A 26,797-nucleotide genomic window follows, 5' to 3' on the forward strand; every position below is an offset into this window, starting at 1 on the left:
AAGCATGGCTCTTAGCTTTGAGTCATTCTAACTTGAATGATGGGAGGGGCCGGTCATGACCGAAGAGACCCAGTACGAATCCACCTTCGGCGCCAGCATGCTCGAGCATGACGACGCACCGCCACAGAACCACTCCGCCAACCCGACCATGGGCGAGCTGATCGGCCAGCGCTTCTCGCGCCGCGGCCTGCTCAAGGGCGCCCTCGCCGTCTCCGCCATCTCGGCGACGGTCGGTGCGGCCGCGCTGGCGACCGCCGAGGAAGCCAAGGCCCAGGCAAAAGGCTCCGCCTTCAGCTTCAAGGAAGTCGAGGCCGGGGTCGACGCCGACCATCATGTCGCCGAAGGCTACCAGGCCGACGTGCTGCTGCGCTGGGGCGACCCGCTCTTCCCCGACGCGCCGGCCTTCGATCCGACCAGGCAGACCGCCGAGTCACAGGCGAAGCAGTTCGGCTACAACAACGACTTCGTCGGCTATCTGCCAGTGCCGGGCACGGCCAATCCGTCAGCCCATGGCGTGCTCTTCGTCAATCACGAATACACCAACCCGCATCTGATGTTCCCGGGCGTCGTCGAGATCAAGGACGGCAAGCCGGTGATGAAGAACGCCACCCCGGAGCGTTTCGCGGTCGAGGCCATGGCGCATGGCGCGACCGTCGCCGAGGTCCGGCGAACCGACGGCAAATGGGCGCTGGTGACGGACTCCAAGTACAATCGCCGCCTCACCGCCGCCACCGAGATGCAGCTTTCCGGCCCGGTCGCCGGAAGCGACCGCGTCAAGACCAATGCCGACGCCAGCGGCCGCAAGGTCTTCGGCACATTGAACAACTGCTCGGGAGCGATGACGCCCTGGGGCACCTTCGTCTCCGGCGAGGAGAACTTCCACGGCTACTTCTCCGGCAAGCTGCCGGACGGCCATCGCGAGGAAGCCAACTACAAGCGCCTCGCCGTTCCCTCGGCGCCCTATGCCTGGGGCCGCTTCGAGGAGCGCTTCGATCTCGCCAAGGAGCCGAACGAGGCCAATCGCTTCGGCTGGGTCATCGAGGTCGACCCGTTCGATCCGAACTCGGTGCCGAAGAAGCGCACCGCGCTCGGCCGCTTCAAGCATGAGGGCGCCGACAGCATCGTCGCCAGGGATGGCCGCGTCGTCGTCTATCTCGGTGACGACGAGCGCTTCGACTATGTCTACAAATTCGTCACCGCCGGCCGCTTCGATCCGAACAATCGCGCCGCCAATATGGACCTGCTCGACAGCGGCACCCTCTATGTCGCGAAGTTCGCCGCCGACGGCACGGTCGAATGGCTGCCGCTGGTCTTCGGCCAGGGCCCGCTGACGACGGCCAATGGCTTCGCCAGCCAGGCTGACGTGCTGATCGAGAGCCGCCGCGCTGGCGACCTGCTCGGCGCTACCAAGATGGACCGGCCGGAGGACATCACCCCGAACGGCGTCAACGGCCGCGTCTATGTGATGCTGACCAACAACACCAACCGCAAGGAAGACCAGGTCGACGCCGCCAATCCGCGCGCCAAGAACGCCTTCGGCCACATCATCGAGATCATCGAGGACGGCGGCGACTTCACCGCGACCAAGGGCAAGTGGGAAGTGCTGCTGAAATGCGGCGACCCGTCCGTCGCCGCAGTCGGCGCGAGCTTCTCGACCGAGACCAGCAAGAATGGCTGGTTCGGCATGCCGGACAATGCCGTGGTCGATTCCGCCGGCAGGCTCTGGGTTTCCACCGACGGCAACGGCCCGCAGGAGACCGGCCGCACCGACGGCCTCTGGGCGGTCGACACCGAAGGTGCAGCGCGCCGCACCTCGAAGCTGTTCTACCGCGTGCCGCATGGCGCCGAGCTCTGCGGCCCCTGCTTCACGCCGGATGACACGACCGCCTTCGTCGCGGTCCAGCATCCGGGCGATGACGGTCCGGACTGGCCGGCCTTCGGCCGCCGTTCCTATTACGAGGACCTCTCGACCCGCTGGCCCGACTTCAAGCCGGACATGCCGACGCGTCCCTCGGTGGTGGCGATCACCAAGCGCGGCGGCGGCAAGATCGGCGTGTGATCGCCAACCGTCATGGTCGGGCTTGAGCCGATCATCCCGTGAAAATGAAACGCCCGGCGGAATGCCGGGCGTTTTTACTGGTCGTCGTGAGATTCTCGGGTCCGCGCGATGCGCGGCCCGAGAATGACGTAGCGGTCACGCCGCCTTCTTGGCACCGAAGGTCGGGTCGAGCTCGCCCTTGGCATAGCGCTTGGCCATGTCGGCCAGGGTGATGACGCGCTTGATCTTCGAGGCCTGGCCGGCCGTGTTGAACTCCTCCAGCCGCTTCTTGCAGAGCGCGGTCATCGCCTCCATCGCCGGCTTGAGATACTTGCGCGGGTCGAACTCGCCGGGGTGCTCGGACAGGATCTTGCGGATCTGGCCGGTCATCGCCATCCGGTTGTCGGTGTCGATGTTGATCTTGCGCACGCCGTGCTTGATGCCGCGCTGGATCTCCTCGACCGGCACGCCCCAGGTCTGGGGCATCTTGCCGCCGTACTGGTTGATCACGTCCTGCAGGTCCTGCGGCACCGAGGAGGAGCCGTGCATGACGAGGTGCATATTCGGCAGCTTCTTGTGGATCTCCTCGATGACATGCATCGCCAGGATCGCGCCGTCGGGCTTGCGGGTGAATTTGTAGGCGCCGTGCGAGGTGCCCATGGCGATGGCGAGCGCATCGACCTTGGTCTCGGCGACGAACTTCACCGCCTCGTCGGGGTTGGTCAGGAGCTGGTCATGGCTGAGCTTGCCCTCGAAGCCGTGGCCGTCCTCCTTCTCGCCCTCACCTGATTCAAGCGAGCCGAGCACGCCGAGCTCGCCCTCGACCGAGATGCCGCCGAGATGGGCCATCTCGGTGACGGTCTTGGTCACGCCGACATTGTAGTCCCAGTCGCCGGGGGTCTTGCCGTCGGCCTTGAGCGAGCCGTCCATCATCACCGAGGTGAAGCCGGCCTGGATCGCGGTCATGCAGGTCGCCGGCTCGTTGCCGTGGTCGAGATGCACGCAGACCGGGATGTGCGGATAGATCTCGGTGACCGCGTCCATCATGTGCTTGAGCATGATGTCGTTGGCGTAGGAACGCGCACCGCGCGAGGCCTGGATGATCACCGGTGCGTCCGTCGCGTCCGCCGCCGCCATGATCGCGAGCGCCTGCTCCATGTTGTTGATGTTGAAGGCCGGAACGCCGTAGTCGTTCTCGGCGGCATGGTCGAGCAATTGGCGAAGCGTGATGCGGGCCACGATGATCCTCCGGTTGGGCTCTGCTTTATCCGGAGGGTTTAGAATCGAACTGTGGCGGACGCAAAGCGAAAGCGCTGAAAACGTGAATGCGTTCAGCGCCCGCGGGCTTCCAGAACCCTGACACGCTCCTCGATCGCTGCGACCTGCTCGGCGAAGTCGCCCGTCACGGCCTTGGCCATGACGAGCAGGCCAGCCGTGTCGCGGCGTTGCTTGCGAACGAGATCGCCGAGCTCGTCGAAGCGCTTGTCAACGGCATCGAAGCGCTTGTCGTGCTCGGAGAGCTGCGCCTGAATCCTCTTCAGGATCTCGTACATGGCCGTCTGCACGTTCTCGCTCATGCACGAGAACATAGCAGAAACATTGCCCTGCGCAACCGTAAGCTGCGGCGCCAATCAGACCTTCCGCAGCGCCTCGACACCCGGCAACGCCTTGCCTTCCATCCATTCGAGGAACGCGCCACCCGCGGTCGAGACATAGGTCAGGTCCTCCGCGACCCCGGCATGGTTCATCGCCGCGACCGTATCGCCGCCACCAGCGACCGCGACGAGCCTGCCGTCGCGGACGCGCTCCGCCACCGCCTTTGCCACCGCGACCGTCGCGGTGTCGAAAGGCGGTAATTCGAAGGCGCCGAACGGCCCGTTCCAGACCACCGTCTTCACGGTGTTGAGCTTGAGCACCACCTCCGCGACGCTGAGCGGGCCGGCATCGAGGATCATCTCGTCGGGCCCGACCTCGCCGATCGAGACGACGCGATGACCGGGATGGGCCTTGAACTCGCGCGCGACCAGCGCATCGACCGGCAGAATGATCTCGCAGCCGGCCGCCTTGGCCTTCGCCTCGATCTCACGGGCAGTGGCGGCTAGATCGTGCTCGCACAACGACTTGCCGACATTAATGCCGCGCGCGGCGAGGAAGGTATTGGCCATGCCACCGCCGATGGCGAGCACGTCGACCTTCTGCACGAGGTTGCCGAGCAATTCGAGTTTGGTCGAGACCTTGGCGCCGCCGACGATCGCCATCACCGGCCGGGCCGGGTTGTCGAGCCCGGCCGAGAGCGCTTCCAGCTCGGCCTGCATGGTCCGGCCGGCATAGGCCGGCAACAGATGCGCCAGCCCTTCCGTTGAGGCATGGGCGCGGTGAGCGGCCGAGAAGGCGTCGTTGACATAGAGGTCGCCATTGGCGGCGAGTGCCTTGACGAACTCGGGATCGTTCGCCTCGTCGCCGGCGTGGAAGCGGGTATTCTCGAGCAGCAGGATCTCGCCATTCTTGGCGGCGGCGATCGCCTTCGGCGCCTCCGTGCCGATGCAGTCGCCGACGAAGATCACCGGCTGGCCGAGCGCATGCGCCAGCGCCGGCACGACCTGCCGCAGGCTGTTCTTCTCGTCGCGGCCTTTCGGGCGGCCGAAATGCGCGAGCAGGACGACCTTGCCGCCCTTCTGCGCGATCTCGCGGATCGTCGGCAGGATGCGGTCGATGCGGGTGGTGTCGCTGACCCTGCCCTCCTCCATCGGCACGTTGAGATCGACACGAACGAGGACGCGCTTGCCGGCGAGATCGGCGTCGTCGAGGGTGCGGAAAGCGGGCATGGAGAGCTCTCTCAAAGGCGTTGAAACAGGCTGGGATAATCCACGACGAGGCCGTCCTCGTCGACCGGAAGCTCGGCGGTGAAACTGCCATCGGCCGTCTCGAACCGGAAGAGCCTCGGGGTGAGGCAGGTATAGATCTGCTCGGTGACGAAGGGCTCGAAGCTGTCGAACGGCACGAAGAGCATAGCGATGCGCCGCTGCTGGTCGGGCTGCCAGGCGCACCGGCGGATCGGCAGCGTGTTGGTGAAGGGCGTGGCCGAGAGGTCGATGTCGATGCAGGCGTCGAAGGCCGGCAGATGACCGCGCTCGCCGTCGTGCCATGCATCGTCACGCCGGGTCATGGCGAGACCGCGGCCGTCGGTCGTCGCGATCTCGAAGGAGCGCACCGTGAAATCGTAGTCGCAATCGATGCGATAGCGCGCACCGAAGCGGCTACCATCGCGCTCACCGACCAGTGCTGCGTCCGCGCGAAGGCCGTTCGCCTGCGCACGCACGGTCAGATGTTCGAGCCCGTCGCCTTCCAGCGCCCGCCAGCGGACGCTGCGCCCGCCCGCGAGACTGGCGGCCGGGCGAAAGCTCATCGCGGCAGGATCGGCGGCAGAACGCCGGGAACGCCGCTCTTCAGCACGATCACCGTCAGGATGACGGTCAGAACCGCCGTGACGATACCGGTGAGCAGCAGGGCGCCGAAGCGCGGGGTGGCGTTGACGCGCTGGCGCAGCGACGAGAGCTCTTCGCGCAGGCCGGCGAAGTCCATGGTCCCAGCGGCGAGGTCGACCTTCTGGGCGCTACGCTCCAGCGAAGCCTCGGCACGGGTCAGCACCGCCTCGTAGCGCGCGAACTTCTCCTCGATCCGGGCGGTCTTGTCCTCGATCCGCGAGAGCTGATCGAGCTTGCGCGGGTCGCTCGGCGCGAGCGGCTCGGCAGGCTTCGCCTCGGTGGCGCGCGCCGCGGCGATCTCGGCCATGCTCGGGGCCGGCGGCACGGCGATGGTCTCAACGGGCGTGGTCGGCGTGGCGACGGTCGGCTCGATCTTGTTCATTGCGCGGTCCGTTCCTCGGCGGGGTAGGCGCGGCCGCACCGGGAAGGCGCGGCCGCAGCAGAAGTGTGGGTCAGATCAGCTTCGCCATGGCGACGGCGGTGTCGCTCATGCGGTTCGAGAAGCCCCACTCGTTGTCGTACCAGGTGAGGATGCGGACGAACTTCTCGTCCATGACCTTGGTCTGGTCGAGCGCGAAGGTCGACGACGCCGGATCGTGGTTGAAGTCGATCGAGACGTTGGGCTGGTCGGTGACGGCGAGGATGCCCTTCAGGGCGCCGCGCTTGCTCGCCTTGATGATCGCCTCGTTGATCTTCTCGACCGTGGTCTTGCGCTTCGAGATGAACTTGAAGTCGACAACCGAAACGTTCGGCGTCGGCACGCGGATCGAGGTGCCGTCGAGCCGACCCTTGAGCTCGGGAATGACGAGGCCGATCGCCTTGGCGGCGCCGGTCGAGGTCGGGATCATCGACATCGCGGCGGCGCGGCCACGATAGAGATCCTTGTGCATCGTATCCAGCGTCGGCTGGTCGCCGGTATAGGCATGGATCGTGGTCATGAAGCCCTTGTCGATACCGACGGCGTCATGCAGCACCCTGACCACCGGCGCGAGGCAGTTGGTCGTGCAGGAGGCGTTCGAGACGACGATGTGGTCCTTGGTCAGGGCCTCGTTGTTCACGCCGAAGACCACCGTCAGGTCGGCGCCGTCGCAGGGAGCCGAGACCAGCACACGCTTGGCGCCGGCGGCGAGATGGGCCGCCGCCTTGTCGCGGGTCGTGAAGATGCCGGTGCATTCCAGCGCGATGTCGACGCCGAGCGCCTTGTGCGGCAGGTCCTTGGGATCGCGGATCGCGGTCACCTTGATCGGGCCGCGGCCGACGTCGATCGTGTCGCCGGAGACGGTGACAGTGCCCGGGAAGCGGCCGTGCACGGAGTCGAAGCGGAAGAGATGCGCATTGGTCTCGACCGGGCCGAGATCGTTGATCGCCACGACCTCGATGTCCTTGCGCTTCGACTCGATGATCGCGCGCAGAACGTTGCGTCCGATACGGCCGAAGCCGTTGATCGCCACCTTGACCGTCATCTCAATCCTCTCCTTCGCCGTTCGCCGGCAGAGCCGGCGTCATTCACGCGGGCAAATCGGCCAAACCATGGCGGAACGCAAGGGCAGGCCTTAAAAATTTCAACGCCGTTCAGCCGTTGTGACGCTTGATCGCAGCCTCTGCCACCGCCTCCGGCGTGATGCCGAAATGCTTGTAGACCTCCTTGTAAGGTGCGCTCGCCCCGAAGGAGGACATGCCGACGAAGCCGCCATGGGCGCCGATCACGCCATCCCAGCCGAAGCGCACGGCAGCCTCGACCGCGATCTTGATCGGCGCCTCGCCGATGATCGCAGCCTTGGTCGCCTCGTCCTGCTCCAGCAGCGCCTCGAGCGAAGGCACCGAGACGACGCGGGCGCGAATGCCCTTGTCGGCCAGCAGCTTGCGGGCAGCGACCGCGATCTCGACCTCGGAACCCGAGGCGAAGAGCGAGACCTGCGCCTTGCCGCCTTCGGCCGCCAGCAGCTCATAGGCGCCCTTGGCCGAGCGGTTCGTCGCCGAGGCGTCGGTGCGGACCGGCGCCAGATTCTGGCGCGAGAGCGCTAGCACGGTCGGCCCGTCGGTGCGCTCCAGCGCGATCTGCCAGGCTTCCGCCGTCTCGATCGCATCGGCGGGACGCAGCACACGCATGTTCGGCATCGCACGCAGCGAGGCGATCTGCTCGATCGGCTGGTGGGTCGGCCCATCCTCGCCAAGGCCGATCGAATCATGGGTCATGACGTAGACGACCGGCAGGCCCATCAACGCAGCGAGCCGCATCGACGGGCGGGCATAGTCGGCAAAGACCAGGAAGGTGCCGCCGGCGGTGCGGAAGCCGCCATGCAGGGTGATCCCGTTCATCGCCGCGGCCATGCCGTGCTCGCGGATGCCGTAGCGGACATAGCGGCCCTTCGGGGTCTTCGGCGTGAAGTCCTCGAAGCCCTTGGCCCGGGTGTTGTTCGACGGCGTCAGATCGGCCGAGCCCGAGACCAGTTCCGGCATCACCGGCACGATCACATCCAGCGCCAGTTCGGACGCCTTGCGGGTCGCGACCGTCACCGGGCTCGCAGCCAGCGCCTTCTTGTGAGCGACGAGGGTCTTGGCGAGCTTCACCGGCACGGTATGAGCCAGGCGGCGCTCGAACTCGCTACGCTTGCGCCCCGACGTCGCCGCAAGGCGCTCGTTCCAGGCCTTGCGCTCGGCGTAGCCGGTGGCGCCGAAACCGCGCCAGGCCTTGAGCACATCGGCGGCGACCTCGAACGGCCCGCCGGTGATGCCGAGCGCCTTCTTGGCGGCGGCGAGTTCCTCGGCGCCGAGCGGCTCGCCATGTGCCTTGGAGGTGCCGGCCTTCTTCGGCGCGCCGAAGCCGATCACGGTCTTGCAGGCGATCAGCGTCGGCTTGTTCGACTTCTGGGCGCGGCGGATCGCCGCCTCGATCGCGTCGGGATCATGCCCGTCGACGCGCTCGGCCTTCCAGCCGCAGGCCTTGAAGCGGGCGAGCTGGTCGACCGAGTCGGAGATCGACAGCGGCCCGTCGATCGAGATGCCGTTGTCGTCCCAGAGCACGATCAGCTTGTTGAGTTTCTGATGGCCGGCGAGCGCGATCGCCTCCTGGCTGATGCCCTCCATCAGGTCGCCGTCGGAGGCGAGCACATAGGTCTTGTGGTCGACCAGCTTCTTGCCGAACTCGGCGGCGAGCATGCGCTCGGCCATCGCCATGCCGACCGCGGTGGCGAGACCCTGGCCGAGCGGGCCCGTGGTGGTCTCGACGCCGGCGGTCATGAAGTTCTCGGGATGGCCCGGTGTCTTCGATTCGAGCTGGCGGAACTTCTTGAGGTCGTCGAGCTCCATGCCGGGCGTGCCGGTGAGATAGAGCAGCGCATAGATCAGCATCGAGCCATGGCCGGCCGAGAGCACGAAGCGGTCGCGGTCGGGCCAGCGCGGCTCGGCTGCATCGTATTTCAGGATGCGGGTGAAGAGCACGGTCGCGACATCGGCCGCGCCCATCGGCAGGCCGGGATGGCCGGACTTGGCCTGCTCGACGCCGTCCATGGCGAGAGAGCGGATGGCGTTGGCGAGCCGCTCGTGCTGGGCGCGGTCGATCGCAGGCGTCGTCATGGAATCTCTCCGGCGAGGGCGGAACGAGGCTCGCGCCGAAGCTGGCCGGCGGCGAGCAGCGAACTCTTGAGAAAAAGGTCGCGCGTTCGATAGGCTGCCCGCTCAAGCGGAGTCAATTCGCCTGCGAGGCCGCAGATATCGACTTTTCCCCACGCTTCGATCGGATCGAAGCGGTCTAAGCGCTTTCCACCGTCATATTTGTTAAACTAGGCTCCCGAATCGGATGAGCCGGCTCCAGCCGGCCCGCAGAGGAAGAAGCGTGGCGTCTCCAGGACTGGATCACGCCCTGTCGCGTCTCGAAGGCGCGCTCGGCCAGCTCGAAGCAGCCGCTCGCAGGCGGCTCGAAATCGAACGTGGCCGCGCCAATCTCGAAACCGAGCTCACCTTGATGCAGGACGACCGGGCTCGCCTCGCTGTCGAGCTCGACGGCGCCATGGCCCGGATCGGCCAGGTCCAGGGCGTCGCCGAAGAGGTCGACCGCAAGCTCGATCGCGCCATGACGGCGCTCGCCGAGGTCATCGCGCGGGTCGAAGCCCGTCCCGAGGAAGAAGCCGAGCAGGACGCCTGATGCCCCAGGTCAACGTCACCATCGCTGGCAAGGCCTACCGCATGGCATGTGGCGAGGGCGAGGAGCCGCATCTGGAGGCGCTCGCCCAGCTCTATGACGGCAAGATCGAGGAGATGCGCCAGGCCTTCGGCGAGATCGGCGACATGCGCCTGCATGTCATGGCGGCGCTGATGGTCGCCGATGAGGCCACCGAGCTGAAGAGGAAGGTCGAGACGCTCGAAGGCCGTCTGCAGTCGCTGCAGGGCGATGCCGGCTTCGCCGACCAGCGCGCCGGCGAGGTCGAGGAGAAGGCGGCCGCCGCCCTCGTCGCTGCGGCCGAGCGGATCGAGAGCGTGGCGAAGAGCCTGTTGCCGGGACAGGTGGGCTGAGAGCTCGCTTCACCGACGCCACTTTTCCCGCCGCCTTTGCAATTCCTCAATCATGCCCGACTGACCCTTCTCGATAGCAACGAATCGATGAAGGCACGGCGATGAGCGACAGAGTCCGGGTGGCGATTCTCCTAGGTGGCAGGTCCTCCGAGCACGAGGTCTCGTTGATGTCGGCCACCAATGTGGTCAAGGCGATCGACAAGGCGAAATACGACGTTGTGCCGATCCTGATCACCAAAGCCGGCGCGTGGCGCGAGCTCGAACTGCAGAACGGTGTCCTGCCCGATCCGATCCCGCAGGACGGCGCCGAGCTTTGCCTGCTGCCCGGCGGCAACGGGCGCCTGCTGCGGCTGCAGGACGGCGCCGCGCCGCAAGCGCTGCCGAAGATCGACGTGCTCTTCCCTGTGCTGCACGGGCTCGACGGCGAGGATGGCTCGGTTCAGGGGCTGGCTCAGGTCGCTGGCATCCCGCTCGCCGGCTGCGGCATCGTCGGCTCGGCCAATGCGCTCGACAAGGACATCGCCAAGCGGCTGCTGCGCGAGGCCGGCCTCGGCGTCGCCCGCTCGCTCACCGTTCGACGGGGCGAGGCACTCAGCTTCGAAGAGGCCAGCGCCGCGCTCGGCCTGCCGCTGTTCGTCAAGCCGGCCCGGCAGGGCTCCTCGGTCGGCGTCAGCAAGGCGATGGATGCCGAGAGCTTCACAGCGGCCCTCGCCGAGGCCTTCCGGCACGACCGCGTGGTTCTGGTCGAGGAGTTCATCGCCGGCCGCGAGATCGAGCTCAGCGTGCTGGAGCAGGCTGATGGTAAGACCATCGTCTCGCTACCGGGCGAGATCGTCGCCGCCGCGAGCCATGGCTTCTACACCTATGAGGCCAAGTACCTCGACGAAGACGGCGCCCGCGTCGAGGTTCCCGCCGATCTTCCCGAGGAGACGATCGCCAGCCTGCAGGAGCTGGCGAAGCGTGCCTTCTACGCACTCGGCTGCGACGGCATGGCCCGCGTCGACTTCTTCTTGCGCCCCGACGGCAGCGCATTGGTCAACGAGATCAACACCATCCCCGGCTTCACCGACATCAGCATGTTCCCGAAGGCGCTCGCCGCCAGCGGCATCGCCTATCCCGATCTGATCGACCGGGTGATCCGGCATGGGATGGCGCGCGGCGCCTGAGCGGAAAAATCCCGGCGGCTTTTCGCGATCCGCCTCTGGCGCTTTGCCGGCATGCGTCCTACCTTGTCGCGGCGGGGCTGCCTGGTGCGTGCGAGTCATGTATTCCCGGGCCCATACGACTCCCTAGGGAGCTGTCCCTGACTGGGTCCCTGGACCCGGACACACGGCGCCCACCTACTTTGTAGGTGTCCCGGGATCGAAATCTCCACGGCCGAGGTGGCTCCGCACCCCATGACCGATACCGCCTCCCTCGTCCCCTCTTCCCGCAAGGCCGCGCTCCGAGCCGAGGCGCTCGCCCGGCGCGACGCGCTCGACCTCGACGATCGCCTGCTCTGGGACGAAGCCCTCGTCGCCCGCGTCCTGGCACTGCCGGTGTTCGCGCAGGGGCCGGTCTCGGCCTATTGGCCGATGCGCTCGGAGGCCGATCCGCGCCCGATCCTGGAAGCCCTGCACGAGCGCGGACTGCCGCTCTGCCTGCCGGCGATCGTCGAGAAGCGCATGCATTTCCGGCGCTGGGCGCCCTGGGAACCGATCGTGCCCGGCGGCTTCGGCACGCTGGTGCCTTCCCCCGAGCAGCCCGAGGTCAGGCCTGCGATCCTGATCGTCCCGCTCGCTGCCTTCGACCGGCGTGGCTACCGCATCGGCTACGGCAAGGGCTATTACGACCGCGCCATCACCGAGCTGGAGCCGGTCGCGACGGTCGGCATCGCCTACGCCGCGCAGGAGATCGAGGCTGTGCCCGCCGAAGCGCATGACCGCCGCCTCGACTGGGTGGTCACGCAGGACGAGACGATCCGCTGCGGTTGATTTCGCCGCGGCGATCACGTCATTAGCAGGCGCGCCTTTCCTTCAAGACGCCGCCGTCTCGCCATGCTTTCTCAAAACCGCACGATCGTACTGCGCGGCCTGGGAAGCCCCGGGATGGCCGACTTGCGTGGACATGCGACAGGACGGGCTGTGATGCGCAGCTCAAGCGTTGGATCGTGACATGCGTCTGCTCTTTCTCGGTGACATAGTCGGACGTGCCGGCCGCCTCGCCGTCCAGGATCGCCTCCCCGGCCTCCGCAAGCGCTGGAAGCTCGACTGCGTCGTGATCAACGGCGAGAACTCGGCAGGCGGCTTCGGGATCACCGAGGCGATCTGCGACGAGACGCTCGCCGCCGGCGCCGATGTCATCACGCTCGGCAACCATTCCTGGGACCAGCGCGAGGCGATGGTCTTCATCGAGCGCCAGCCGCGCCTGATCCGCCCGGCGAACTACCCGCCCGGCACGCCGGGCCGCGGCGCGACCGTGATCGAGGCGAGGAACGGCGCCCGCGTCCTCGTCGTCAACGTCATGGGCCGCCTGTTCATGGACGCGCTCGACGATCCCTTCGCCGCGCTGGAGCGTGAGCTCGCCGCCTGTCCGCTGCGCGAGGCCGCCGACGCCGTCATCGTCGACGTCCATGCCGAGGCGACCAGCGAGAAGCTCGCCATGGCCTATTATCTCGACGGTCGCGCCAGCCTCGTCGTCGGCACCCATACCCATGTCCCGACCTCGGACACGCGCGTGCTGCCGGCCGGCACCGCCTATCAGACCGATGCCGGCATGTGCGGCGACTACGAGTCGATCCTCGGTATGCAGAAGGAGGAGGCGATCCGCCGCTTCCTGCAGAAGACGCCGGGCTCGCGGCTTGAACCGGCGCTCGGCGAGGGCACGCTGTCGGGCATCGCTGTCGAGACCGACGATCGGACCGGCCTTGCCAAGGCCGCCTGGCCGGTGCGTCTGGGTGCGACGCTTGCCGAGACCTGGCCGGCCGCCTGGGATCAGTAAAGCGGCCGATGTCGCAGCTCTTCTCCGCTTTCGTCGCCGTCTTCGTCGGCTACGCGGCCTCGGTCGCGGTCGTGCTCGCGGCAGCGCAGGCACTCGGCGCGACGCCGGGGCAGACCGTCTCCTGGCTCGCCGGGCTCGCTCTCGCCAAGGGGCTTGCCAGCCTGATCCTGTCCTGGCGGCACCGCATGCCGATCATCTGCGCCTGGTCGACGCCGGGCGCGGCGCTGATCGCGGCCGCGAGCGGCGTCGACATGGCCTCGGCCGTCGGCGCCTTTCTCGCGGCAGCGGCGCTGATGATGGCGACCGCCGCCTTCCGTCCGCTCGGAGCGCTGGTCGAGCGCATCCCGATGAGCATCGCTGCGGCCATGCTCGCCGGCGTGATTTTCCGCTTCGTCGTCGCCGTCTTCGACGAGATGAAGCTGCAGCCGGCACTGGTGCTGACGCTGCTCGTCGTCTTTCTGCTGGCGCGGCTGTGGAATCCCTTCCTCGGCGTCATCGCCGCGCTGGGCGCAGGCCTCGCGCTCGCCTTTGCGACAGGCACCGCGACGCTGCCTGCCGGACCGGTCGCGCTGACCCATATCGAGCTGATCGTCCCGCATCTCGATCTCACTGCGCTCGTCGGCATCGGCATCCCGCTCTATCTCGTCACCATGGCGGCACAGAACCTGCCGGGCTTCGCCGTACTGCGCGCCTCGGGCTATCAGCCGCCGACAGCGTCCTGCCTATTCGTTACCGGGCTGATGTCCTTCCTGACGGCGCCGACCGGCGCGCATATGGTCAACATGGCGGCGATCAGCGCCTCGATCTGCACCGGCGCCGACACCCATCCCGATCCTAAGCAGCGCTGGAAGGCCGGAATCTGGTACGCCCTGCTCTGGCTCGTCATCGCCGCCACGGCCGGCCTCCTGCTCGCCCTGATCCTCGCCATGCCCAAGGCGCTGATCGTCGCCGTCGCGGGCCTCGGCCTCGTTGGCTCGCTGACCGGCGCGCTCGGCCAAGCGATGGGAGGCGACAGGGACCGCTTCGCTGCGGTCGTCACCTTCGCCGTCGCGGCCTCCAGCCTGTCGCTGTTCGGGGTCGGCTCCGCCTTCTGGAGCCTGGTCGCCGGGCTTATGGTCTTGACATTGGATCACGCCGCAGGCCGTTTGCGCGCAAGATCATGACTACGAACCTGCCCCGCACCCGCCTGATGCTCGTCACGCCGCCGATCCTGGATCCCGGCGCGATCACCTTTCGCCTGATGCAGGCCTTCGCCGGCGGCGATGTCGCCGCCGTGCTGCTGCGGCTCGCGCCCGGCGACGAGCGCAGCCTGACCGAACGGGTCAAGGCGCTGGCGCCGCCGGTGCAGGCGCAGAACGTCGCTCTGGTTGTCGAGGCCTCGGCCCAGGTCGCCAGCCGCGGCGGCGCCGACGGCGTGCATCTCACCCAAGGCGCCGAAGCGATCGCCGATGCGCGTTCCAGCTTGAAGCAGGAACGCATCATCGGGGTCGGGGGCCTGCGCTCGCGCCATGACGCCATGGATATGGGCGAGGCCGGCGTCGACTACGTCATGTTCGGCGAGCCGCGACCGGACGGTTCGCTGCCGCCCTTGCCGGCTGTGATCGAGCGCGCCTCCTGGTGGGCCGAGATCTTCGAGACGCCCTGCATCGCCTATTGCCCGGATGCGGAGTCGGTGCCGGCCCTGATCGAGACCGGCGCCGAATTCATCGCGCTCGGCGAATGGCTGTTCGCCGAAGGGGTCGACATCCGCACGGCGGTCGCCGAGGCCGATGCGGCGATCACGGCGCAACATGCCCGCAGGACGGCGCGATGAAGCTTGCGCTCGCCGCGCTCGCTCTGACGCTTGCCATGCCGGCCGCCGCAGCGGAACCGGACCTCGCCTATGGCGCCTATCAGACCGGGCACTATCGACGCGCCCAGGCAGAAGCCCTGAAGCGGCTCGAGGCCGATCCGAACGACGCCGCGGCGATGACGCTGCTCGGCGAGATCTATCGCCAGGGGCTCGGCATCCGCGAGGAAGCGAAGGCAGCGGCTGACTGGTATCGGTTCGCGGCCGACAAGGGCGACGTCAACGCGACCTTCGCGCTCGGCATGGCGATGCTGGAAGGCCGCGGCCTGCCGCGCGATCCGAAGAAAGCCGGCGCCCTGCTGGAGAAGGCTGCCGCCGCCGGTCACCCCGCCGCCAACTACAATCTCGCCATCGCCCTGCTCGCGACGGGACGGCCGCAGGATGACCAGCGCGCCATAGGCTGCCTCAGGGTCGCCGCCGCCGCCGATCTCGGCGATGCCCAGCATGCGCTCGCCGTGCTCTACAAGATGGGCCGCGGCGTGCCGCAGGATGACGGCATGGCGGCTGAATGGATGGGCAAGGCGGCCGCCAACGGGCTGATCGCCGGCGAGGTCGAATACGCGATCATGCTGTTCAACGGCGACGGCGTCGCCAAGAACGAGCAGGCTGCGGCCCGGCTCTTCATCCGCGCCGCCAACAAGGGCAACGCCATCGCCCAGAACCGCCTGGCCAAGCTCTACCAGTTCGGCCGCGCCGTCCCGCCCGACCTGTCGGAAGCCGCCGCCTGGCATCTCGCAGCGCGCACGCAAGGGCTGGCCGACGCTACGCTCGACCAGGTGCTGGAACGGCTTTCGCCCGAGCAGCGTGCCCGCGCCGCCCGCCTCGCGGCCGACCGGATCGAAGCCACGGCCTTGACGACGCCGAGCCAACCGAGCAAGTGACGGGCGAATTGGTGGCCGCTAGGCCACCACCGCTCTTTGATAGCCTGTTCTCTTCTGTCGCGCGTTTCGCGCCCGAGGTTTCGACAATGATCCGCTCCCCCCTGATGACCGTGATGACCGATGCCGTGATGAAGGCGTCGCGTTCGCTGAAGCGCGATTTCGGCGAGGTCGAGAACCTGCAGGTCCTAGCCAAGGGTCCGGGCGATTTCGTTTCGAAGGCCGACCACAAGGCCGAGGAGATCCTGCGCGCGGCACTGGAGAAGGCGCGGCCGGGCTACGGCTTCGTCATGGAGGAGAGCGGCGTCGTCCAGGGCGCGGACGAGAGCAATCGCTGGCATATCGATCCGCTCGACGGCACCCACAACTTCCTGCGCGGCATCCCGCACTGGAACATCTCGGTGGCGCTGGAGCGCGACAACCAGTTCATCGCCGGCGTGATCTACGACGCCGCCAAGGACGAGCTCTTCATCGCCGAGAAGGGCAAGGGCGCCTATGTTAACAATCGCCGCCTGCGCGTCTCCGGCCGGCGCGAATCGGCGGATATGCTGATCGGCATGGGCGTGCCCCATATCGGCAAGGGCGGCCACCCGCTCTTCCTGAAGGAACTCGGGGCGGTGATGAGCCGCTTCGCCAATGTCCGGCGCATGGGCTCGGCTGCGCTCGACATCGCCTATGTCGCCGCCGGGCGCATGGACGCCTATTGGGAGCGCGGCCTCAACACCTGGGATTTCGGCGCCGGCGCGGTGATGGTGCGCGAGGCCGGCGGCACCTTCGGCACGCTCGACGGCAAGCAGCCGACCTCGGCCAAGGACGTGATCTGCGGCAACGAGGCCGGCGAGCCGGCGTTGCGCGCAGTCCTCAAGACCGTGGTTTGATCGGGAGAGCGCCGTTTCCTGCTTGATCCCGGCGTGGCGGGAGGCGACAGTCGCCGCCGCGACGAAACCGGATCGGATGAGCAGGCATGGCCAATGACGAGGCGGCCCCTGAGGTCCCGCCGCTGGAGCCCCCAGCGCCGGCGCCCAATCGGCCGCAGACGTTCCGCTTCTCCCGCCCGCTGCGCTATGTCCTCCGCGCGCTGGTCTTCCTCGCGCTGATCGGCTTCCTGATCTTCATCCTGCAGGACGGTCTGCGCGCTGCCGTTCTGGCCAATCCCGGCCTCAACGGCCTGATCCTCGGTGCCCTCGCTGTCGGCGTGCTGATCACGCTGCGCGAGCTCTGGCGCATCGACAGCGAGGCGCGTGCTGCGACCCGTCTCACAGCCGACCCGCTGGGAACGACGATCCGGCGCAACCAGGTGATCAGCCCGCTCGGCGCGGTGCTGCCGGCGCTGGAGCGTCGAACGCTGGCCCCAGCCCAGGCCGCGACCCTGCTCGAATCGATCGCGGTTCGGCTCGACGATGGCCGCGAGGTGCTGCGCTACATCGCCGGCCTCCTCGTCTTCCTCGGCCTGCTCGGCACCTTCTGGGGCCTGCTCGACACCATTTCGTCGATCGGCAACGTCATCAAGAACCTGCGCACCGGCGCAGAGGCTGGTGTGCTCTTCGACGACCTCAAGGCTGGCCTCGCCGCACCGCTCGCCGGCATGGCCTTGTCCTTCTCCGCTTCGCTGTTCGGCATCGCCGGCGCGGTCCTGCTCGGTTTTCTCGATCTTCAGCTTGGCCAGGCGCAGCGCCGTTTTCGCAACGAGGTCGAGGACTATCTCGGTTCCGCGACCGCAAACTCCGCAACCATTCCGCTGGCAATGCCTGTCGCCGGCCCGGCGATGGCCGGCGATGTCGTGGTCGAGCGCCTCGACAAGCTCCAGGCGGCGATGCAGGACGGCTCCAACAACCGCGCGGCGACGCAGGCGCTGGCCAATCTCGCCGAGGGCATCCAGGGCCTCGTCCAGCACATGCGCTCCGAGCAGCAACTGATCCGCGACTGGGTCGAGGCACAGGCGGCGCGCGAGAAGGATCTGAAGCGCCTGATCGAGCGCCTCGCCGCCGAACGCGTGGGCGAGTCATGACGCTGCCACGCTGCTGCGGCATCGCGTGCGTTGATCGCAAGGAAGACTGAGCATGGCCCTGTCGCGCGCGCACCGCCGGGAAGAGACCAACTTCTGGCCGGGCTTCGTCGACGCGCTCTCGACGATGCTGATCGGCATCGTCTTCCTGCTCTCGGTCTTCGTCCTCGGCCAGTTCTTCCTGTCGCAGGAGATTTCCGGCCGGGACACGGTGCTCGACCGGCTGAACCGCCAGATCGCCGAGCTCAGCGACCTGCTCGCCCTCGAGCGCTCGAGCGGCAAGGAGGCGAAGGATTCGCTCGCTTTGCTGCAATCCTCGCTCGCCAGCGTTGAGGCCGAACGCACCCGCGTCCAGGGCCTGCTCGATGGCGCCGCCCGCAACAACGCACCGACCCAGCTCGCCGACACGCAGAAGGCGCTCGACGCCGAGAAGCAGCTTTCCGCCAAGGCGCAGGCCACCGTCGAGCTGGTCAACCAGCAGATCGTCGCGATGCGCCGCCAGCTCGCGGCACTGGAGGAGGCGATCGGCGCCGCCGAGGCCAAGGACAAGGAATCGCAGGCGCGCATCTCCGAGCTCGGCTCGCGCCTCAACGTCGCGCTGGCCCAGCGCGTGCAGGAACTGGCGCGCTATCGCTCCGACTTCTTCGGCCGGCTGCGCCAGGTGCTCGGCACGCGGCCCGACATCCGCGTCGTCGGCGACCGCTTCGTCTTCCAGTCGGAAGTCTTCTTCGACGCCGGCCAGGCCGTGCTGAAGCCGGAAGGCCGCGGCGAGCTCGACAAGCTAGGGGCGATCATCGCCGATCTCGGCCGCGAAATGCCGCCGGATCTGCCCTGGATCCTGCGCGTCGACGGCCATACCGACAACCGGCCGATCCGCTCACCGCAATTCCCGTCGAACTGGAGCCTGTCGACGGCGCGCGCCGTCGCCGTGGTCGAGTACCTGGTCAGCAAGGGCATCCCGGCCGACCGTATCGCCGCGACCGGCTTCGGCGAGTTCCAGCCGCTCGACGTCGCCAACAACGACGAGGCGTATCGCCGCAACCGCAGGATCGAGTTCAAGATCACCGAGCGGTGAGATGGCCTAACTGGCCCCTCAATGCCGCTGGGCGATCTGGATCAGGTTGCCGCAGGTGTCGTCGAACACCGCTGTCGTGACCGGGCCGAGGTTCACCGGCGGCTGAGTGAAGACGACGCCGTGCGCGGACAGTCTCGCATGCTCGGCATGGACATCCTCGACCCCGAACGAGGTCGCCGGGATGCCGTCGGCGACGAGCGCGGTCTTCCAGGGCTGGGCCGCCGGATGCTCGTCCGGTTCCAGCAGCAGCTCGACACCCTCGGAATCGCCGGGCGAGGTCAGGGTGAGCCAGCGATGCTGGCCCATCGGGATGTCGTGCTTCAGCTCGAAGCCGAGCATGTCGCGGTAGAAGCGCAGCGCCTTCTCCTGGTCATCGACCAGCACGCTCGTCACGACGATCTTGATCGGCATCGGCCCTCTCCTTCTCCGGCGGCTCGGCCAGCGGCCGCATCCACACATCCCACATCTGCCGCAGCGGCGAGCGTTCGAGGAAATGATGCTTGCTACGCCAGCGCCATTCTGTACGGAGCAGACCCGCCTCCTCCAGCACCTGCAGATGCTTCGACAGCGCCTGCCGCGACAGGCTCGCCCCGTGCCAGCTGATCAGGCGCACATGTAGCTCGAACAGTGTCTGACCATCCCGTTCTGCGAGCTCGTCCAGCATGCGGCGCCGCGTCGGATCGGCCAGCGCCCGAAAGAGGCGATCGAAGTCCATTGGGCTGTCGTTAGCATGCGGATAGATGTCATGCAATTAAATGGTTGCATGAACGGATCGCCACAGGCTGCGTCTGCCCGTCTGGAAAACCTATGCGCGCAAGTCTGGCGAAAAGCTGCGGCGTGCCATGCCCTAGCGATAGGTGCATCGTCTCACGCCCATGCTAGGCTCACAGCTGGTATGGTAGTATCCCAGACCCAGACCACTGCAGCCGAGCCGGGCAGGAGCAGCATGATCGATATCCGCATCACCCCCGACAAGAACGAGCTCGGCCGGCAGGCAGCGGCGCTCGGCGCCGAAGCGATCCGCACGGCGATCGCTCGTCATGGCGAAGCGACGATCATCGTCGCCACTGGCGCGAGCCAGTTCGAGATGCTGCAGAACCTCGTCGTGGCCGAGGGTATCGACTGGTCGAAGGTCACCGCCTTCCATCTCGATGAATATGTCGGCCTGCCCGAGAACCATCCGGCGAGCTTCCGCGGCTATCTCAGGGAGCGCTTCCTTGCGCCGCTCGCGGTCAAGCCGGCCTTCAACTTCGTCAATGGCGAGGGCGATCCCACTGCCGAGACGCAGCGCCTCAACGCGCTGATCGCCGGGCGCCGTATCGATCTCTGCTTCGCCGGCTTCGGTGAGAACTGCCATCTCGCCTTCAATGATCCGCCGGCCGATTTCGAGACGGACGAGCCCTATATCGTCGTCACGCTCGACGAGGCCTGCCGCAACCAGCAATTCGGCGAGGGCTGGTTCGAGAGCTTTGCCGCGGTGCCGGAACAGGCGATCTCGATGAGCATCCGCCAGATCCTGAAGAGCGAACTGATCGTCCTCTCGGTGCCGGACGCCCGCAAGGCGCAGGCAGTCAAGGATGCGCTCGAAGGCGAGGTGACGCCGCTGCATCCGGCCTCGATCCTGCAGCGCCACCCCAACACGGTGCTGTTCCTCGACCCACCGGCCGCCTCGCTGCTGAAGCAGGGCTGAGGCGACGATGTCCGTCTCGCCCGGTCTCGTCGACCTCCAGATCAACGGCTTCGCCGGGATCGACTTCAACGACCCGGCGATCACGGCAGTCGATCTCGACCGGGCGCTGGAGGCAATGCTCGCGACCGGCGTCACGCATTGCCTGCCGACGATCATCACCGCCCATCCGCATGAACTGGTCGAGCGCTTCCGGGCGCTCGACGCCGCCGTCGCCGGCAGCAGGCTCGGGCCATTGATGTGCCCGGGCTACCATCTCGAGGGGCCGTTCCTGAACCCGGCCCCGGGCTATCATGGCTGCCATCCGCCGCAGGCGATGACGGCGGCGCGGCCCCAGCTGATCGCCGAGGTCGAGTATGGCCTGTCGCGGCCGATCCTGATGGTGACGCTCGCCGCCGAGAGCGAAGGTGCCGTCGCGCTGACGAAGACCCTGGCGGATGCCGGCAAGATCGTCGCCATCGGCCATTCCGCCGCCGACTTCGATCAGGTCGCGGCCGCTGCCGATGTCGGCCTGTCGCTCTCGACCCATCTCGGCAACGGCCTGCCCCAGACTCTTCACAAGCTCACCAATCCGCTGTTTGCCCAGCTCGCGGAGGACCGGTTGATGGCCGGCTTCATCGCCGACGGCATCCATGTCCATCCCAGGGCGCTCGCCGCACTGATCCGCGCCAAGGGCTTCGAACGCTCGATCCTGGTCACCGATGCGGTGGTCGCTGCCGCCGCGCCGGTCGGCCGCTATCATTTCGCCGGCATGGCGGTCGATCGCATGCCCGATGGCTCGGTCCGGCAAGAGGAAGGGCTGCTCGCCGGTTCGGCGCTCTGCCTCGACGAGGCCGTCCGCAATGTCGTCGCCTGGGGCATCGCGACGCCCCAGCAGGCCTTCGCCATGGCCTCCGACCACGCGCTCGCCGCGATCCGACCGGCGCTCGCAGCGCATGGCATCGTGCTTGCCGAGGGTGAAGTCGAGTGGTCGGATGAGCTTTTCGTCAGGCGGGTCCGCCTCGCCGACCAGGAACGTCGCTACGACGCATGAGCGCCGCCAAACGGTGCGACAACAAGAGGGGAAGGCAATGACCAGGAAGCTTCAGGGCATCGACCGCCGCACCGTGCTCGGCGGCTTAGGGGCGCTCGCAGCCGGCGGCCCGGCGCTCGCCGCCTCACCGCCGCTGCCGACAAGCCCCGTCGTGATCAGCGTCATGGATGTCGGCGGCGCGCTGGCGCTGATGCAGAAGGCCTTCGAGGACTACCGCACCGCCAATCCCAAGCTGGTCTCGCGCATCGCTTTCGTGAAGGCCCCTGCCCCCGAGCTCGCCAGCAAGCTCAAGGCGCAGCAGGATGCCGGCAAGGTCGATCTCGACCTGATCCTGACCGGCAGCGACGGCCTCGCCGCCGGCCTCGACCAGAAGCTGTGGCAGAAGATCCTGCCCGACTTTGCTGACAAGTTCCCGAACATCGAGGCCAATTACGAGCCGGCCGCGCTCAACCTGCACAAGGCGCAAGGCGACGGCTTCGGCGTCGTCGTCAACTATTACCCGTCCGGCCCACTGCTCGAATACATGCCCGACCGGGTCAAGAATGTGCCGACCACCGCCGAGGAACTGCTCGCCTGGGCCAAGGCCAATCCGAACAAGTTCATGTATGCGCGCCCGACCAATTCCGGCCCGGGCCGCACCTTCATGATGGGCCTGCCCTATCTCCTCGGCGACAAGGACCCGCAGGATCCGGTCGGCGGCTGGGACAAGACCTGGGCCTATCTGCAGGAGCTCGGCCAGTACATCGAGTACTACCCGGCCGGCACCGGCGCGACGATGAAGGAGTTCGGCGACGGCTCGCGCGACATCATCATCTCGACCACCGGCTGGGACATCAATCCGCGCGCGCTGGGCATCGTGCCGAAGGAAGCGAAGATCCAGACGCTGAAGGGCTTCCACTGGGTCTCGGACGCGTTCTTCATGTGCGTGCCCAAGGGCCTGCCCAATGACCGGCTCGCCGTCGTCCTCGACATCATGGCGCATGTGCTGACGCCGAAGATGCAGGCCTATTCCTATGACGAGGGCTATCTCTATCCTGGCCCGGCGGTGAAGAACGTGCCGCTCTCGCTGGCGCCCGAGTCGAGCCAGAAGGTCATCGCCGAGTTCGGCCGGCCGGAATATGCCGACCTCATCGCCAACAACCCGATCGAGCTGCCGCTGAAGCCCGACAAGATGGTCGTCGCCTTCAGGAAGTGGGACGAGCTGGTGGGGGCGAAGCGGGCGAAGTGAGCCAAAGCGTCATTCTCGGGCGGCGTACTGCGCCGACCCGAGAATCTCAGGACGAGAGGGCGCCAATGGGAAGCTCCTCCGGCCTGAGATGCTCGGGTCAAGCCCGAGCATGACGGCAGGTGGCTGGCGCGCATTGACTTCCCCACTGCCATGCGCTTTTCATCGCGGCAGAGCGCATGGGGCGCCACCAGTCCGCGGCAAGGGAGCCTGCTCCCACCCACATATCGAGCGACGACATCGCATCATCGCTTTCTTCCGGCCTGTCGAGCGGACATCAGGCTTTCCTCGGAAGGAAGACCCATGTCTGATCCCAGCCGCGAACTCACGTCCCGCTCGACCCTCGAAACGATCCGCCGCCAGGCCAAGCGCTGGCTGAAGGAGATCGAGGCCGGCGATGCCGAGGCGCTCGACCGTTTCCGCAAGCTGATCCCGAACCATGCCGGCGCGGCCAAGCTGCGCGAGGTCCAGCATGCCCTCGCCCGCGACTACGGGCAGGCGAACTGGGCGGCGCTGAAGCAGGAGCTCGCCGCGCGCGAAGCAGCGGCACGCGGCCATGCCGCGCTCGTCGTGCTGTTCCTGGAGAAGTCGGCGCTGCGCTATGGCGTCAGGCCGGGCACACAGAGCTGGGGCGAGTACGAGGCCGACCGGCCGGCGCGCGGCGCGCTGGCGCAGCGCCTGCTCGAACGCCACCCCGAGATTGCTCGCGACAGCATTCACACCGCCGTCGCCGCCCATGATCTCGATGTCGTTCGGAGCTTTCTCAGCAAGGATGCTCCGCTCGCGGACCGGCCCAGCGACTTCGACGGCTGGACGCCGCTGGTCCGCCTCGCCTTCACCCGCCTGCCGAACGAGGCGCTGTCACGCAACGCCGTCGCGATCGCGCAGCTCCTGCTCGACCAAGGCGCTGACCCGAATGCGCTGTGGAGTGACGGCACCAATCATTTCACCCCGCTGACCGGCGTCATCGGCGGCGGCGAGAGCGCTCAGCCACCGCATCCGCAGGCCGAGGCGCTGGCACGGCTCCTGATCGACCGAGGCGCCGATCCACTCAACGGTCAGGCGCTCTACAACTCGTCGCTCGGCGCCGACGAGGTGTTCTGGCTCGACCTGCTCTGGAGCGAGACCGACAAGCGCGGCGAAACCGGGCGCTGGCGCGAGCCCGTCCGGGAACTGCCGGCGCCGCCGCTCGACTATCTCCTCGGCAACGCCGTGCCGCGCCAGCCCAAGCGCGCCGCCTGGCTCCTCGCCCATGGCGCCAATGCCCAGGCGCTCAACGCCTACTCGAAGCAGAGCCTGGTCAAGCAGGCCATGCTCGACGGTCGCAGTGATCTCGTCCGCCTGCTCGTCGACAATGGCGCGAGCCCGGTCGAACTCAGCGGTCAGGAGGCCTTCACCGCTGCGGTCGCCCGTGGCGACGAGGGTGAGGCGCGCCGGCTGCTCGACGGCAATCCGGAGTTCCTGCTCAGCCCGGCGCCACTCTTCGTCACGATCCGGCAGGGTAAGCCGGAGATCGCGGCGCTCGCACTCCGGCTCGGCGTCTCGCCGGATGCCGAAACGCGCGACGGCGTCCGCGCTTTGCACGAGGCGGCAGGGAGCGATGCGATCGAGATCGTCGCGCTCTTGGTCGAGGCGGGCGCTGAGATCGATCCGATCGAGCGTCGCTATGGCTCCACCCCGCTCGGCTGGGCACGGCATCAGGGCGCCAGCGCCGCGCAGATCTATCTGGCCTCGCGCAGCCGCGACATTCAGGCTCTGTGCGAGGCCGCCGAGATCGAGCGACTGGAGACGCTCTTCGCCGGGGAGCCGGCGCTCGCCACGGCACCGGCTCGCTCCGGCGAGCAGCCCTTGTTCTGCCTGCCCGACGACGACACCAGCGCCTGCGATCTCGTCGAGTTCCTGCTGGCAGCAGGGGCCGACCCGGCCGCGCGCAACGCGGAAGGACTGATGCCGGCACAGGCGGCGCGCAAGCGGGGGCTGCTCGATGCCGCGACGCTGATCGAGGCTTCCCTTCTCCCCTCAGGGGAGAAGGTGGCAGCGCGAAGCGCTGACGGATGAGGGAAGGGCCGCGCAAGCGGCCCTTTTTCGTTCACCCAGTCGTACTGCCCTCATCCGTCTGCTTCGCAGACACCTTCTCCCCCGAGGGGAGAAAGGAAAACTAAGCCGCCTCCAGCCCGAACTGGAGCGCCGCCAGCCGCGCATAGAGCCCGCCCTTGGCGACGAGGGCGGCGTGCGTGCCTTCCTCGACCACCCGCCCATCCTCCATCACCAGGATGCGGTCGGCTGAGAGGATGGTGGCGAGGCGGTGCGCGACCACCAGCGTGGTCCGCCCCTGCATTAATCGGTCGAGCGCGTCCTGCACGGCGCGCTCGCTTTCCGAATCGAGCGCCGAGGTCGCCTCGTCCAGCAGCAGGATCGGCGCGTCCTTCAGTACGGCCCGGGCGATGGCGAGCCGCTGGCGCTGGCCGCCCGACAAGGTGACGCCGCGTTCGCCGATGATCGTGTCGTAGCCATCGGGCAAAGCGCGGATAAAGCCGTCCGCCGCAGCGAGCTGGGCCGCCTCTTCGATCTGCGCTCGGCTCGCCCCGGGGCGGCCATAGGCGATGTTGTCGGCGACGGAGACGCCGAACACGGTCGGCTCCTGCGGCACCAGAGCGAAGCGGCTGCGCCAGTCGGTCGGATCGGCTTCCGGACCGGCGACGCCGTCGACGACGACGCGTCCGGCGAACGGGTCATAGAAGCGCAGCGCCAATTGCAGCACCGTGCTCTTGCCCGCGCCGGAGGGGCCGACCAGCGCGACCCGCTCGCCCGGCTTTATCGAAAGGTCGAGATCGGCGAGCGCGAGGTTGCTGCGGCCGGGATAGCGGAAGGAGACGCCCTCGAAGGCGAGCGCGCCGACCGGCGGCTGCGGCAGCGCCTTGGGATGCGGCGGTGCGGCGATGGCGGGCTTGGTCGCGAGGATTTCGCCGAGCCGCCCGGCGGCGCCGGCAGCGGCCGAGATGTCGCCATAGACCTCGGAGAGCTGGCCGAGCGAGCTTGCCGCCAGAACGGCGTAGAGCACGAACTGCGACAGGCGCCCGCCACTCATCCGCCCGGCGAAGACCTCGGTCGCGCCGACCCAGAGCACCAGCACGACGCTGGCCGAGACCAGGAAGATCGCGATGCCGGAGAGCCAGGCGCGCGAGCGCGTCGCATCGCGCGAGGCGGCATAGGCGCCGTCCGAGGCGCCCTGGAAGCGCGCCGTCGTGTCGCGCTCGGCACCGAAGGACTGCATCGTCCGGATCGCGCCGATCGCCTCCGAGGCGAAGGCGGAGGCGTCGGCCAGCCGGTCTTGCGCGGCGCGAGCGCGCTTGCGCACGCTGCGCCCGGAGAAGACCAGCGGCAGCACGACCAGCGGGATCGCCCCGATCACGATCGCCGAAAGCTGCGGGCTGGTGATGATCATCAGCACCAGGGCGCCGAGGAACATGATGCCGTTGCGCAGCGCGATCGAGGCGGTCGAGGCGAAGGTCGACTTGATCTGGGTGGTGTCGGCGGTCAGGCGCGAGACCAGATCGCCGGCGCGGCTGGCGTCGAAGAAGGCGGGCTCGAGCCGGGTCAGATGCGCGAAGACGTCGGCCCGCAATTGCGAGACGACGCGCTCGCCGACCGTCATCACCAGATAGAAACGGAACGAGCTCGCCAGCGCCAGCACGGCTACGACGCCGATCAGGATCGCGAAATAGGAATTCGCCAGCTGCTGCTCGCCGCCGGAGAAGCCGACATCGATGACGCGCCTGACTGCCATCGGCAAGGCCAGTGTCGCGACCGAGGCGACGATCAGCGCGACGAGCGCGAAGGCGATCCGCTGCTTCTGCGCCAGCGCATAGGGCCAGAACGAGCGCAGCGCGCTGAAATCCGGCCGCGCCTTCTGGTCTTCGTTGTTCTCGTTCGCCACGCTTACCTATCCCGAAAAGCTTGCACCGTCGCTGCGGCTGCGCTATGGGCAGCCGACTTCACGACAGGCTCATACGAATTGTTCGAAGAGCCGG

General features: G+C 67.7%; 26 protein-coding genes and 1 other RNA gene. 17 read left to right on the forward strand and 10 right to left on the reverse strand.

Going from position 1 to position 26,797, the window contains the following annotated elements; all coding sequences use genetic code 11:
* Positions 1-55 precede the first annotated feature (55 nt).
* Positions 56-2,059: a PhoX family protein gene (locus tag AC07O0_RS12530; RefSeq protein ID WP_494623410.1), complete on the forward strand. Its 2,004-nt coding sequence runs from the start codon at positions 56-58 to the stop codon at positions 2,057-2,059.
* Between the two features lie 135 nt (positions 2,060-2,194).
* Here AC07O0_RS12530 and fba read toward each other — a convergent pair whose 3' ends face one another.
* From fba to tkt, 7 genes are all read right to left on the reverse strand, one after another.
* The gene (fba, locus tag AC07O0_RS12535) at positions 2,195-3,277 is read right to left on the reverse strand and encodes a class II fructose-bisphosphate aldolase (protein ID WP_494623412.1); all 1,083 of its coding nucleotides are present in this window, start codon (positions 3,275-3,277) and stop codon (positions 2,195-2,197) included.
* Between the two features lie 92 nt (positions 3,278-3,369).
* Positions 3,370-3,615, reverse strand: coding sequence for a hypothetical protein (locus AC07O0_RS12540; protein WP_494623414.1), 246 nt, complete (start codon positions 3,613-3,615; stop codon positions 3,370-3,372).
* Between the two features lie 54 nt (positions 3,616-3,669).
* Positions 3,670-4,863, reverse strand: a complete 1,194-nt coding sequence (locus AC07O0_RS12545; RefSeq protein WP_494623416.1) for a phosphoglycerate kinase — start codon at positions 4,861-4,863, stop codon at positions 3,670-3,672.
* Between the two features lie 11 nt (positions 4,864-4,874).
* A complete protein-coding gene (locus AC07O0_RS12550) occupies positions 4,875-5,444 on the reverse strand; it encodes a putative glycolipid-binding domain-containing protein (protein ID WP_494623418.1) in 570 nt (189 codons plus the stop codon).
* Positions 5,441-5,905: a hypothetical protein gene (locus AC07O0_RS12555; RefSeq protein ID WP_494623420.1), complete on the reverse strand. Its 465-nt coding sequence runs from the start codon at positions 5,903-5,905 to the stop codon at positions 5,441-5,443. The genes AC07O0_RS12550 and AC07O0_RS12555 overlap by 4 nt, the downstream gene beginning before the upstream one ends.
* 70 nt (positions 5,906-5,975) lie before the next feature.
* On the reverse strand, positions 5,976-6,986 hold the full coding sequence (gap, locus tag AC07O0_RS12560; RefSeq protein ID WP_454024753.1) for a type I glyceraldehyde-3-phosphate dehydrogenase: 1,011 nt from the start codon (positions 6,984-6,986) through the stop codon (positions 5,976-5,978).
* Positions 6,987-7,095: 109 nt separating this feature from the next.
* Positions 7,096-9,099 carry a transketolase gene (gene tkt, locus AC07O0_RS12565; RefSeq protein ID WP_494623422.1) on the reverse strand — a complete coding sequence of 668 codons (2,004 nt, stop codon included), beginning with the start codon at positions 9,097-9,099 and terminating at the stop codon, positions 7,096-7,098.
* A 259-nt stretch (positions 9,100-9,358) separates the two neighbouring features.
* On the opposite strand from tkt, the gene AC07O0_RS12570 reads away from it, so the two are divergent.
* The 12 genes from AC07O0_RS12570 (at position 9,359) to AC07O0_RS12625 (ending at position 18,821) form a co-directional block, all read left to right on the forward strand.
* Complete coding sequence (locus tag AC07O0_RS12570; protein WP_494623424.1) at positions 9,359-9,667, forward strand: DUF4164 family protein; 309 nt, start codon at positions 9,359-9,361, stop codon at positions 9,665-9,667.
* Positions 9,667-10,035 (forward strand): cell division protein ZapA, encoded by a 369-nt coding sequence (locus AC07O0_RS12575; protein WP_494623426.1) that lies wholly within the window; start codon positions 9,667-9,669, stop codon positions 10,033-10,035. The genes AC07O0_RS12570 and AC07O0_RS12575 overlap by 1 nt, the downstream gene beginning before the upstream one ends.
* Positions 10,036-10,136: 101 nt before the next feature.
* On the forward strand, positions 10,137-11,201 hold the full coding sequence (locus tag AC07O0_RS12580; protein ID WP_494623428.1) for a D-alanine--D-alanine ligase family protein: 1,065 nt from the start codon (positions 10,137-10,139) through the stop codon (positions 11,199-11,201).
* Between the two features lie 71 nt (positions 11,202-11,272).
* Positions 11,273-11,428, forward strand: a non-coding RNA gene (ssrS, locus tag AC07O0_RS12585) — 6S RNA.
* Positions 11,429-11,432: 4 nt separating this feature from the next.
* Entirely contained in the window at positions 11,433-12,008 is a 576-nt protein-coding gene (locus AC07O0_RS12590) for a 5-formyltetrahydrofolate cyclo-ligase (protein WP_494623430.1), read from the forward strand.
* Positions 12,009-12,189: 181 nt separating this feature from the next.
* On the forward strand, positions 12,190-13,014 hold the full coding sequence (locus AC07O0_RS12595) for a TIGR00282 family metallophosphoesterase (RefSeq protein ID WP_494623432.1): 825 nt from the start codon (positions 12,190-12,192) through the stop codon (positions 13,012-13,014).
* 8 nt (positions 13,015-13,022) lie between these two features.
* A complete protein-coding gene (locus AC07O0_RS12600; protein WP_494623434.1) occupies positions 13,023-14,177 on the forward strand; it encodes a benzoate/H(+) symporter BenE family transporter in 1,155 nt (384 codons plus the stop codon).
* The gene (locus tag AC07O0_RS12605; RefSeq protein WP_494623436.1) at positions 14,174-14,827 is read left to right on the forward strand and encodes a thiamine phosphate synthase; all 654 of its coding nucleotides are present in this window, start codon (positions 14,174-14,176) and stop codon (positions 14,825-14,827) included. The genes AC07O0_RS12600 and AC07O0_RS12605 overlap by 4 nt, the downstream gene beginning before the upstream one ends.
* On the forward strand, positions 14,824-15,744 hold the full coding sequence (locus tag AC07O0_RS12610; RefSeq protein WP_494623438.1) for a tetratricopeptide repeat protein: 921 nt from the start codon (positions 14,824-14,826) through the stop codon (positions 15,742-15,744). Before AC07O0_RS12605 ends, AC07O0_RS12610 begins: the two co-directional genes overlap by 4 nt.
* A gap of 86 nt (positions 15,745-15,830) precedes the next feature.
* On the forward strand, positions 15,831-16,619 hold the full coding sequence (locus AC07O0_RS12615) for an inositol monophosphatase family protein (protein ID WP_494623440.1): 789 nt from the start codon (positions 15,831-15,833) through the stop codon (positions 16,617-16,619).
* An 86-nt stretch (positions 16,620-16,705) separates the two neighbouring features.
* Positions 16,706-17,749, forward strand: a complete 1,044-nt coding sequence (locus AC07O0_RS12620) for a flagellar motor protein MotA (RefSeq protein ID WP_494623442.1) — start codon at positions 16,706-16,708, stop codon at positions 17,747-17,749.
* A 52-nt stretch (positions 17,750-17,801) separates the two neighbouring features.
* Entirely contained in the window at positions 17,802-18,821 is a 1,020-nt protein-coding gene (locus AC07O0_RS12625) for a peptidoglycan -binding protein (protein ID WP_494623444.1), read from the forward strand.
* An 18-nt stretch (positions 18,822-18,839) separates the two neighbouring features.
* On the opposite strand, the gene AC07O0_RS12630 is transcribed toward AC07O0_RS12625, so the two are convergent.
* On the reverse strand, positions 18,840-19,232 hold the full coding sequence (locus tag AC07O0_RS12630) for a VOC family protein (protein WP_494623446.1): 393 nt from the start codon (positions 19,230-19,232) through the stop codon (positions 18,840-18,842).
* Positions 19,192-19,536, reverse strand: coding sequence for an ArsR/SmtB family transcription factor (locus tag AC07O0_RS12635; RefSeq protein ID WP_137880250.1), 345 nt, complete (start codon positions 19,534-19,536; stop codon positions 19,192-19,194). The genes AC07O0_RS12630 and AC07O0_RS12635 overlap by 41 nt, the downstream gene beginning before the upstream one ends.
* Before the next feature lie 231 nt (positions 19,537-19,767).
* Between AC07O0_RS12635 and AC07O0_RS12640 the strand changes: the two genes are divergently transcribed.
* The 4 genes from AC07O0_RS12640 to AC07O0_RS12655 all read left to right on the forward strand — a co-directional run bounded on the left by AC07O0_RS12640 (position 19,768) and on the right by AC07O0_RS12655 (position 24,824).
* The gene (locus AC07O0_RS12640) at positions 19,768-20,511 is read left to right on the forward strand and encodes a glucosamine-6-phosphate deaminase (RefSeq protein ID WP_494623448.1); all 744 of its coding nucleotides are present in this window, start codon (positions 19,768-19,770) and stop codon (positions 20,509-20,511) included.
* 7 nt (positions 20,512-20,518) lie between these two features.
* The gene (locus AC07O0_RS12645; protein ID WP_494623450.1) at positions 20,519-21,541 is read left to right on the forward strand and encodes an N-acetylglucosamine-6-phosphate deacetylase; all 1,023 of its coding nucleotides are present in this window, start codon (positions 20,519-20,521) and stop codon (positions 21,539-21,541) included.
* 37 nt (positions 21,542-21,578) lie between these two features.
* Positions 21,579-22,769, forward strand: a complete 1,191-nt coding sequence (locus tag AC07O0_RS12650; RefSeq protein ID WP_494623452.1) for an ABC transporter substrate-binding protein — start codon at positions 21,579-21,581, stop codon at positions 22,767-22,769.
* Between the two features lie 300 nt (positions 22,770-23,069).
* On the forward strand, positions 23,070-24,824 hold the full coding sequence (locus AC07O0_RS12655; RefSeq protein ID WP_494623454.1) for an ankyrin repeat domain-containing protein: 1,755 nt from the start codon (positions 23,070-23,072) through the stop codon (positions 24,822-24,824).
* Between the two features lie 100 nt (positions 24,825-24,924).
* Here the strand turns inward: AC07O0_RS12655 and AC07O0_RS12660 are convergent, their stop codons facing one another.
* On the reverse strand, positions 24,925-26,703 hold the full coding sequence (locus tag AC07O0_RS12660) for an ABC transporter transmembrane domain-containing protein (protein ID WP_494623456.1): 1,779 nt from the start codon (positions 26,701-26,703) through the stop codon (positions 24,925-24,927).
* Between the last annotated feature and the right edge of the window lie 94 nt (positions 26,704-26,797).

The organism is Allobosea sp. GW821-FHT10B12 (assembly GCF_059415545.1).

What these genes read in the sequence shown, in the direction of transcription:
- AC07O0_RS12530 (WP_494623410.1), top strand. Translation starts at nt 56, where the DNA reads ATGACCGAAGAGACCCAGTACGAATCCACCTTCGGCGCCAGCATGCTC.
- AC07O0_RS12540 (WP_494623414.1), bottom strand. Translation starts at nt 3,615, where the DNA reads ATGAGCGAGAACGTGCAGACGGCCATGTACGAGATCCTGAAGAGGATT.
- AC07O0_RS12545 (WP_494623416.1), bottom strand. Translation starts at nt 4,863, where the DNA reads ATGCCCGCTTTCCGCACCCTCGACGACGCCGATCTCGCCGGCAAGCGC.
- AC07O0_RS12550 (WP_494623418.1), bottom strand. Translation starts at nt 5,444, where the DNA reads ATGAGCTTTCGCCCGGCCGCCAGTCTCGCGGGCGGGCGCAGCGTCCGC.
- AC07O0_RS12555 (WP_494623420.1), bottom strand. Translation starts at nt 5,905, where the DNA reads ATGAACAAGATCGAGCCGACCGTCGCCACGCCGACCACGCCCGTTGAG.
- gap (WP_454024753.1), bottom strand. Translation starts at nt 6,986, where the DNA reads ATGACGGTCAAGGTGGCGATCAACGGCTTCGGCCGTATCGGACGCAAC.
- tkt (WP_494623422.1), bottom strand. Translation starts at nt 9,099, where the DNA reads ATGACGACGCCTGCGATCGACCGCGCCCAGCACGAGCGGCTCGCCAAC.
- AC07O0_RS12575 (WP_494623426.1), top strand. Translation starts at nt 9,667, where the DNA reads ATGCCCCAGGTCAACGTCACCATCGCTGGCAAGGCCTACCGCATGGCA.
- AC07O0_RS12580 (WP_494623428.1), top strand. Translation starts at nt 10,137, where the DNA reads ATGAGCGACAGAGTCCGGGTGGCGATTCTCCTAGGTGGCAGGTCCTCC.
- AC07O0_RS12590 (WP_494623430.1), top strand. Translation starts at nt 11,433, where the DNA reads ATGACCGATACCGCCTCCCTCGTCCCCTCTTCCCGCAAGGCCGCGCTC.
- AC07O0_RS12595 (WP_494623432.1), top strand. Translation starts at nt 12,190, where the DNA reads ATGCGTCTGCTCTTTCTCGGTGACATAGTCGGACGTGCCGGCCGCCTC.
- AC07O0_RS12600 (WP_494623434.1), top strand. Translation starts at nt 13,023, where the DNA reads ATGTCGCAGCTCTTCTCCGCTTTCGTCGCCGTCTTCGTCGGCTACGCG.
- AC07O0_RS12605 (WP_494623436.1), top strand. Translation starts at nt 14,174, where the DNA reads ATGACTACGAACCTGCCCCGCACCCGCCTGATGCTCGTCACGCCGCCG.
- AC07O0_RS12610 (WP_494623438.1), top strand. Translation starts at nt 14,824, where the DNA reads ATGAAGCTTGCGCTCGCCGCGCTCGCTCTGACGCTTGCCATGCCGGCC.
- AC07O0_RS12615 (WP_494623440.1), top strand. Translation starts at nt 15,831, where the DNA reads ATGATCCGCTCCCCCCTGATGACCGTGATGACCGATGCCGTGATGAAG.
- AC07O0_RS12620 (WP_494623442.1), top strand. Translation starts at nt 16,706, where the DNA reads ATGGCCAATGACGAGGCGGCCCCTGAGGTCCCGCCGCTGGAGCCCCCA.
- AC07O0_RS12625 (WP_494623444.1), top strand. Translation starts at nt 17,802, where the DNA reads ATGGCCCTGTCGCGCGCGCACCGCCGGGAAGAGACCAACTTCTGGCCG.
- AC07O0_RS12630 (WP_494623446.1), bottom strand. Translation starts at nt 19,232, where the DNA reads ATGCCGATCAAGATCGTCGTGACGAGCGTGCTGGTCGATGACCAGGAG.
- AC07O0_RS12635 (WP_137880250.1), bottom strand. Translation starts at nt 19,536, where the DNA reads ATGGACTTCGATCGCCTCTTTCGGGCGCTGGCCGATCCGACGCGGCGC.
- AC07O0_RS12640 (WP_494623448.1), top strand. Translation starts at nt 19,768, where the DNA reads ATGATCGATATCCGCATCACCCCCGACAAGAACGAGCTCGGCCGGCAG.
- AC07O0_RS12645 (WP_494623450.1), top strand. Translation starts at nt 20,519, where the DNA reads ATGTCCGTCTCGCCCGGTCTCGTCGACCTCCAGATCAACGGCTTCGCC.
- AC07O0_RS12650 (WP_494623452.1), top strand. Translation starts at nt 21,579, where the DNA reads ATGACCAGGAAGCTTCAGGGCATCGACCGCCGCACCGTGCTCGGCGGC.
- AC07O0_RS12655 (WP_494623454.1), top strand. Translation starts at nt 23,070, where the DNA reads ATGTCTGATCCCAGCCGCGAACTCACGTCCCGCTCGACCCTCGAAACG.